The organism is Streptomyces sp. ADMS, from assembly GCF_033441795.1.
Lineage (GTDB): Bacteria > Actinomycetota > Actinomycetes > Streptomycetales > Streptomycetaceae > Streptomyces.
Genome location: NZ_JAVFVX010000103.1, coordinates 20,160 through 27,050, shown reverse-complemented (window position 1 = coordinate 27,050; position 6,891 = coordinate 20,160). Strand labels below are relative to the sequence as shown.

Genomic DNA, 6,891 nt, shown 5'->3' with positions numbered 1-6,891 from the left:
GTTTGAGGACAAGGCCCGTTCAGGGCCGTAGGGGGTCTGGGGGCGCAGCCCCCAGGTTCAGGATGGGACGGGTAGGGGCGGCGGGGGCGAGAACAACAGACCCCGCACCCGCACCCAAAAAACCTCTTTACCCCCCATGGGATACTGACCCCATCCACACGTACCCACCAGGAGAACGGCACCCACTCCTATGGCCCCGGTCAAGTCCCTCACCGCCACCGTCCACCAGCGCCTCGCGGACGCCCTCACGGCAACCCTGCCGGAGGCACCCCCCGCGGACCCGCTGCTGCGACGCAGCGACCGTGCGGACTACCAGGCGAACGGCATCCTCGCCCTCGCCAAGAAGACCAGGGCCAACCCCCGCGACCTGGCAACCCAGGTCGTCGCCAACGTGACGTCCGGCGACGTGATCAAGGACATCGAGGTCTCCGGCCCCGGCTTCCTGAACATCACCCTCACCGACAGGGCGATCATCGAGAACCTCGCGGCCAGGACGACCGACCCGGACGCCCGCCTGGGCGTACCCCTCTCCCCGCACCCCGGCACGACGGTCATCGACTACGCCCAGCCGAACGTGGCGAAGGAGATGCACGTAGGCCACCTCCGCTCGGCGGTGATCGGCGACGCGGTGGTCCAACTCCTGGAGTTCACCGGCGAGAACGTGGTCCGCAGGCACCACATCGGCGACTGGGGGACTCAGTTCGGCATGCTCATCCAGTACCTGGACGAGCACCCGCACGAGCTGGACCACAAGGACGCGCAGGCGGACGGCGAGGAGGCGATGTCGAACCTCGACCGTCTCTACAAGTCGGCCCGCAAACTCTTCGACTCCGACGAGGAGTTCAAGACGCGGGCGCGTCTCCGTGTCGTCGACCTCCAGGCGGGCGACCCCGCCACCCTCGCCACCTGGCAGAAGTTCGTGGACGAGTCGAAGATCTACTTCTTCTCGGTCTTCGAGAAGCTGGACATGGAGATCCGGGACGCGGACATCGTCGGCGAGTCGGGCTACAACGACATGCTGGACGAGACGTGCCGCCTCCTGGAGGAGTCCGGGGTGGCGGTGCGCTCGGAGGGCGCCCTGTGCGTGTTCTTCGACGACATCAAGGGCCCGGACGGCAACCTGGTCCCGCTGATCGTCCGCAAGTCCGACGGCGGCTACGGCTACGCGGCGACGGACCTCTCGGCGATCCGCGACCGTGTCTTCAGCCTCAAGGCCAACAGCCTGATCTACGTCGTGGACGCCCGCCAGTCCCTGCACTTCAAGATGGTCTTCGAGACGGCGCGCAGGGCGGGCTGGCTGAACGACGAGGACGTCAAGGCCTACCAGCTGGCGTTCGGCACGGTCCTCGGCAAGGACGGCAAGCCGTTCAAGACGCGTGAGGGCGAGACCGTACGGCTGGTGGACCTGCTGGACGAGGCGGTCGACCGCGCGACGACGGTCGTACGGGAGAAGGACACCCTGGGTCAGCTCTCCGACGACGAGGTCGCCGAGCGGGGCGCCCAGGTGGGCATCGGCGCGGTGAAGTACGCGGACCTGTCGACGTCGGCGAACCGGGACTACAAGTTCGACCTGGACCAGATGGTCTCGCTGAACGGCGACACGAGCGTGTACCTCCAGTACGCGTACGCCCGTATCCAGTCGATCCTGCGCAAGGCCGGCGAGGTACGCCCGCAGCCGCACCCGGAGCTCGAACTGGCCGAAGCGGAGCGGGCGTTGGCCCTGCACGTGGACGCGTTCGCGGAGACGGTGGCGGACTCGGCGACGGAGTACGCCCCGCACAGGCTGGCGGCGTACCTGTACCAGTTGGCGTCGCTGTTCACGACGTTCTACGACAAGTGCCCGGTGATCAAGCCGGCTCCGCCGAAGGACATCGCCGAGAACCGCCTGTTCCTGTCCGACGTGACGGCGAAGACGCTGCACCAGGGCATGGCCCTGCTGGGCATCAGGACGCCCGAGCGCCTCTGACGCAACGGCGGCACCAACAGCCGTACGGAAGCCGAGTACCCGAAGTCGAACGGGTACCCGGCTTCCGCCGTTCATCGTGCCGGTGACGGTGACCGTGGCCGCGCCGAACCGAACCCCTCCCCGACCACCACGTCAACCGCACCCACCGCACCCACCGCACCGATCGGCAGATCCCACTCGCACCACACCACCTTGCCGAGTTCCCGCTCCCCGACCCCCCACTTGTCACTGAGCGCGGCGACGAGCAACAGCCCGCGCCCGCCCTCGTCGGCGGACTCGCCGGCATGCTCCGCACGCTCGGCGATGAACGGCTCCCCCGGCCCGCTGTCGTGCACGGCGACCCGCAGCACCTTCCCGTCGTACCGCAGGAACAACAGGAACTGCCGTCCGGGCGGTACGCCGTGCACCAGCGCGTTGGTCACCAGTTCACTCACACACAGCAACACGTCATCGCCACGCTCGGTGTCCGCGAGCCCCCAGTCGGCGAGGAACTCGTACGCCAACTTCCTGGCGGCGGGCACGGAACGGCGTTCGCGCCGGAAGAACCTCTCGCGCAGCGGGCGGGGTTGGATCGTCTCATTCACGGGACGAGGGTCGCGGAGAGTGACTAGCGTGGATCACCCCGTGAACCCGTACAGATCTTTTGTACGGGTTCATCCAGGGTCGCACCCGGGCAGGCGTGGGGAGTTGGAGGGACATGAGTCACGGAAACCGTTCACGGATCCCACGGAATTCGCGGAAGAAGAACTACTCGGCGATGAGGATGCTGGGCAAGCAGTTGCAGGCGGCCCGTAAGGCGGCGGGCTACACGCAACGCTCTCTGGCCGAGGAGCTCCTGATCGACGAGGAGACGATCGCCTCGATCGAACAGGGCCGCCGCGCCCTGATGTACGACCTGGCCGAACAGATCGACGGACTCCTCGGCCTGAAGGGGATGTTGGTGGCCGGGGTCGAGGAACTCCCGGAGATCGACCAGTTCCCCCTGTTCGCGGAGGAGTACATGGAGCACGAGCGCGAGGCCATCTCCCTGTCCTGGTACGACAACGCGGTCCTGCCGGGCCTGCTCCAGACGGAGCCGTACGCCTACGCGGTGATGAGCGAGCGCGTACCGGCGTACGACGAGGACGAACTCCAGGCCAAGACGGCGGGCCGCATCGAGCGCCAGGAGATCCTCCAGCGCAAGTGTCCGCCGACGATGAGCTTCATCGTCTGGGAGCCGGTACTGCACCTCGGTGTGGGCGGCCCGGAGACCCGCCGAGACCAGCTCCGCCACCTGCGCGCATGCGCCGAACTCCCGGGCCTGACACTCCAGTTCCTGCCGACGGACTCGCCCTCGCACGCGGGTCTCAACGGCCCCTTCATCCTCCTGGAGACACCCGACCACCAGCACCTCGCCTACACCGAGAGCCAGCGCGGCAGCCAGTGGGTCTCCGACCCCGATGAGGTGTCCATCCTGGCCCGTAAATATGCAATGCTGCGGTCACAGGCCCTGTCTCCACGGGAGTCCAGGGGCTTGCTCGACCGCCTGCTAGGAGATGCATGAGCACCGCACTTGAGTGGTTCAAGTCGAGCTACAGCGGCGACGAGGGCGGCGCGTGCCTCGAAGTCGCGTACACCTGGCGGAAGTCCAGCTACAGCGGCGACGAGGGCGGCCAGTGCGTGGAGGTCGCCGCCTGCCCCCACGCCATCCACGTCCGCGACTCCAAGAGCCCGAACCCCGAAACCGGCCCCACCTTCACCACCACCCGGCAGGCCTGGACGGCGTTCACGGCGTACGCGGCCCGCTGAACAACGCCAAAAAAACACCGAAGCCGCCCGGAGTGAACCGGGCGGCCGGGGCAGGGGGCATGGGGATGATGCCCTCGGAGCGAACGTCAGGCGTGCGCGGGGACGAACTTCGGGTTGTGGCCGTACTTGTTCTCCCCCTGGTCGCCGTCAAGGCAGTAGAAGACCAGCAGCGTGATCGGGCCGGCGAGCGGGATGAGCCCGAACAGGACCCACCAGCCACTGCGACCCGTGTCGTGCAGTCGGCGGACGGTGACGCCGAGGGCGGGCAGCAGGATCCCCAGGTAGAAGATGATCCCGATCCACACCATGTCGATCGCGTAGCCGATGCCGAGCAGCGCAACGTAGATGATCGACGCGAACAGCACGAACATCCAGTATTCCTTGCGGCGCGCGCGCCCGCTGAACACCGCGTACTTCTTGAGTACTTCGACGAAATAGTTCATGAGATCCCCCCAGGGAACGTTGTGAGCCCTACCGAGCGGATCAGGCCAGAGAGAAGTTACGGAGGCTGACGGGAACTCGTCAATCCGATTGGTCGTTGCAGCTCACCTGAATGAATCCGCCCGCTCCGCAGACCTGATGACGATCAAACACCGCCGTTTTCAGGACAGATGCCCGCAAGATCATCGCCGATGACGCCGTAGTCACCGGGCGTGCACCGCACCGAGACCCTCTGGTCGCCGAACAGTGGGCGATCCATTGCCAGTCCGACGCCAGTTCGAGGCCGTGCCGACACCGGACCGATCTCGAACCGTTGCCACAGCCCCCCTCGGCCCCGCCTCCCGCGAGCCCCGTCAGTCAGCGGCCGGGCCACGACCACCAGGACCTGCTTCCTACCCATATCAATGTCAGTGGCAGGCCCTACAGTCACCGACATGGCGACACTTCCCAACCCGCTGCCCCACCTCGCGGCCAACCCGACCGGCAGCACGCTCGGCCTCTCGCTGCCCTCCGGAAGGCTGATCGACGCGACGGACGACGGCCCGTGGCACGAGCCCCTCCTCTGGCACGCCGACGCGCCCTCCGCCCCCGGCGACTGGACCACGCACCACGACGCGTGCAGGCCCGCCGGGCTCGTCCCGGTGGTCATAGAGCTGGGTGGCGGCCAGGGCGGGCCGGAGGAATGGGAGTTGATGCCCGCCGACACGTCGTACCCGGGGGACCACGACCCCGAGGAGGTCCTCACCGGGTTCTGGGAGGAGTACGCGGCTCAGGACGAGACCTGGCCCGGCCTGGCCACCGTCGGCGACACCGGCACCGGCACCGGCACCGGCACCGGCACCGAGGCCGAGCAGGCCGACGCACTGGCCGCCCAGCTCGCCGACACGCTCCTCGCCCCCGGCTCCTCCCTCAAGGAACCGCGCCTCGCCCTCGTCCCCGCCCGCCGTTCCGCCGACATCCCCGCCGCCATCGGCTGGTCGGGCCCCGCGAACTACGAGAGCGACACGGCCCGCCTCTGCGCGGTCCTGCGCTCCTGGGAGGACCGCTTCGGCATACGTGTCCTGGCGCTCACCTTCAACCAGCTGGTGCTGTCCGTGGCGGCCCCGCCGACCACCGTCGCCGAGGCCGAAGCGGTGGCCGCCGAGCACTTCGCGTTCTGCCCGGACAACATCACGCAGGGAACCCACAACACCTTGCGCGCATACGCCGAACACGAACTGCTGGCCAGGCGGACCTGGTCCTTCTGGTGGGACTGACCACGGCCCCGCGCCATACAGGCACGGCCGGGCGGACGTGGTGAAGTCGGGCGCGGACCCGCGCCCGCCGGAGCACGGGGAACTGCGCGACCAGCCACCACGCACCCGCAGACGACCCGCCGGACTCCCAGCGAGCGCTACCCCAGCCCCGCCCCCAACCGCCGCAGCCCCTCCCCGATCTCGTCCGGAGTCTGGGTGACGAAGCACAACCGCATCGTCGCCCGGTCCGCCCGGTCCGCATAGAAAGGCGCCCCCGGCACATAGGCCACACCCCGCTCCACCACCCCACGGAGCAGGACAGTGGTGTCGTACGACTCCGGGAGCCGCGCCCAGAGGAACATGCCGCCCTCGGGACGAGTCCAGGTCGTGCCCTCGGGGAGCGCGTCCCCGATGCCGGAGAGCATGGCGTCGCGCCGCTCCCCGTAGACGCCCGCCACGCGCCGCACATGGGCGTCGAGGTCGTGGTCGGCCAGGTAACGGGCGGCGGCGAGCTGGTTGACGGTCGGGGTGTGCAGGTCGGCGGCCTGCTTGGCGACGGTGCACGCGCGGAGCAGCTCCGCCGGTGCCCGCAGCCAGCCCAGCCGCAGTCCCGGCGCCATGACCTTGGAGAAGGAGCCGAGCAGGACCGTACGGTCCTCCGCGCCCGGGAAGGAGGCGATCCACGGCACGCGCTCACCCTCGAAGCGCAGTTCGCCGTACGGATCGTCCTCGACGATCCACAGCCCGAGTCGCGCGGCGACCTCCGCCACGGCGGCCCGGCGCTCGGCCGGCATGGTCTGCCCGGTCGGGTTCCGGAAGTTGGGCACGGTGTAGAGCAGCTTGGGCCGGTGCCGTACGACCGACTCCTCCAGCGCCCGCGGATCGATCCCGCCCCCGGACCCGTCCTCCCCCGGCACGGCCACCACCCGCGCGCCCGCGAGCCCGAACACCTGAAGTGCCGCGAGATAGCAGGGGGTTTCGACGAGGACGACGTCCCCGGGGTCGATCAGCGCGGTGGCGAGCAGCGACAGCGCCTGCTGGGAACCGGTGGTGACGAGGAGGTCGTCGGCTCCGGTGGGCAGGCCACGCCCGGTGTGCCGTACGGCGAGGGCCTCGCGCAGGGCGGGCTCGCCCTCGGTGGTGGCGTACTGCAGGGCCCGCGCGGGCGTGTCCGCGAACACGTCCCGGAACGCGGCGGCCACGCCCTCCGCGTCGAACAGCTCGGGTGCGGGCAGCCCGCCCGCGAAGTTGATCACCTCGGGCCGCGCGATGACGGCCAGGATGTCCCGTACGGCCGACCCGCCGACTGCCCGTGCCCGCGCGGCGAGCGCGGGCACGGAAGCGGAAACAGGTGGCGCTGGCGTCGTGGCGGTCATGCGCGGCTCCTTCGGGCGGGCGATACGGCTCCTGCCCACACCCTAGGGAAGTGCGTGCCGCCTACAACCGCTTTTCGCGATCCGG

The 6,891-nt window shown here is 69.2% G+C and carries 7 protein-coding genes; 4 read left to right on the top strand and 3 right to left on the bottom strand.

Annotation, left to right across the window (positions count from 1 at the left end; all coding sequences use genetic code 11):
* Positions 1 to 190: 190 nt before the first annotated feature.
* Positions 191 to 1,966 carry an arginine--tRNA ligase gene (gene argS / locus RB628_RS31950; protein ID WP_318324101.1) on the top strand — a complete coding sequence of 592 codons (1,776 nt, stop codon included), beginning with the start codon at positions 191 to 193 and terminating at the stop codon, positions 1,964 to 1,966.
* 71 nt (positions 1,967 to 2,037) lie between these two features.
* On the opposite strand, the gene RB628_RS31945 is transcribed toward argS, so the two are convergent.
* A complete protein-coding gene (locus RB628_RS31945; protein ID WP_318324100.1) occupies positions 2,038 to 2,550 on the bottom strand; it encodes an ATP-binding protein in 513 nt (170 codons plus the stop codon).
* Between the two features lie 113 nt (positions 2,551 to 2,663).
* On the opposite strand from RB628_RS31945, the gene RB628_RS31940 reads away from it, so the two are divergent.
* Entirely contained in the window at positions 2,664 to 3,509 is an 846-nt protein-coding gene (locus RB628_RS31940; RefSeq protein WP_318324099.1) for a helix-turn-helix transcriptional regulator, read from the top strand.
* Positions 3,506 to 3,754, top strand: a complete 249-nt coding sequence (locus RB628_RS31935; protein WP_318324098.1) for a DUF397 domain-containing protein — start codon at positions 3,506 to 3,508, stop codon at positions 3,752 to 3,754. The genes RB628_RS31940 and RB628_RS31935 overlap by 4 nt, the downstream gene beginning before the upstream one ends.
* 86 nt (positions 3,755 to 3,840) lie before the next feature.
* Here the strand turns inward: RB628_RS31935 and RB628_RS31930 are convergent, their stop codons facing one another.
* Positions 3,841 to 4,197, bottom strand: coding sequence for a DUF805 domain-containing protein (locus tag RB628_RS31930; protein WP_318324097.1), 357 nt, complete (start codon positions 4,195 to 4,197; stop codon positions 3,841 to 3,843).
* A 432-nt stretch (positions 4,198 to 4,629) separates the two neighbouring features.
* Here RB628_RS31930 and RB628_RS31925 point away from each other — a divergent pair, with 432 nt between their 5' ends.
* Positions 4,630 to 5,451 carry a DUF4253 domain-containing protein gene (locus tag RB628_RS31925; RefSeq protein WP_318324096.1) on the top strand — a complete coding sequence of 274 codons (822 nt, stop codon included), beginning with the start codon at positions 4,630 to 4,632 and terminating at the stop codon, positions 5,449 to 5,451.
* Positions 5,452 to 5,588: 137 nt separating this feature from the next.
* Here RB628_RS31925 and RB628_RS31920 read toward each other — a convergent pair whose 3' ends face one another.
* Positions 5,589 to 6,806, bottom strand: a complete 1,218-nt coding sequence (locus tag RB628_RS31920) for a PLP-dependent aminotransferase family protein (protein ID WP_318324095.1) — start codon at positions 6,804 to 6,806, stop codon at positions 5,589 to 5,591.
* Between the last annotated feature and the right edge of the window lie 85 nt (positions 6,807 to 6,891).

Coding starts and splice junctions, on each gene's coding strand:
- argS (WP_318324101.1), top strand. CDS start 191: ATGGCCCCGGTCAAGTCCCTCACCGCCACCGTCCACCAGCGCCTCGCG.
- RB628_RS31940 (WP_318324099.1), top strand. CDS start 2,664: ATGAGTCACGGAAACCGTTCACGGATCCCACGGAATTCGCGGAAGAAG.
- RB628_RS31935 (WP_318324098.1), top strand. CDS start 3,506: ATGAGCACCGCACTTGAGTGGTTCAAGTCGAGCTACAGCGGCGACGAG.
- RB628_RS31930 (WP_318324097.1), bottom strand. CDS start 4,197: ATGAACTATTTCGTCGAAGTACTCAAGAAGTACGCGGTGTTCAGCGGG.
- RB628_RS31925 (WP_318324096.1), top strand. CDS start 4,630: ATGGCGACACTTCCCAACCCGCTGCCCCACCTCGCGGCCAACCCGACC.
- RB628_RS31920 (WP_318324095.1), bottom strand. CDS start 6,806: ATGACCGCCACGACGCCAGCGCCACCTGTTTCCGCTTCCGTGCCCGCG.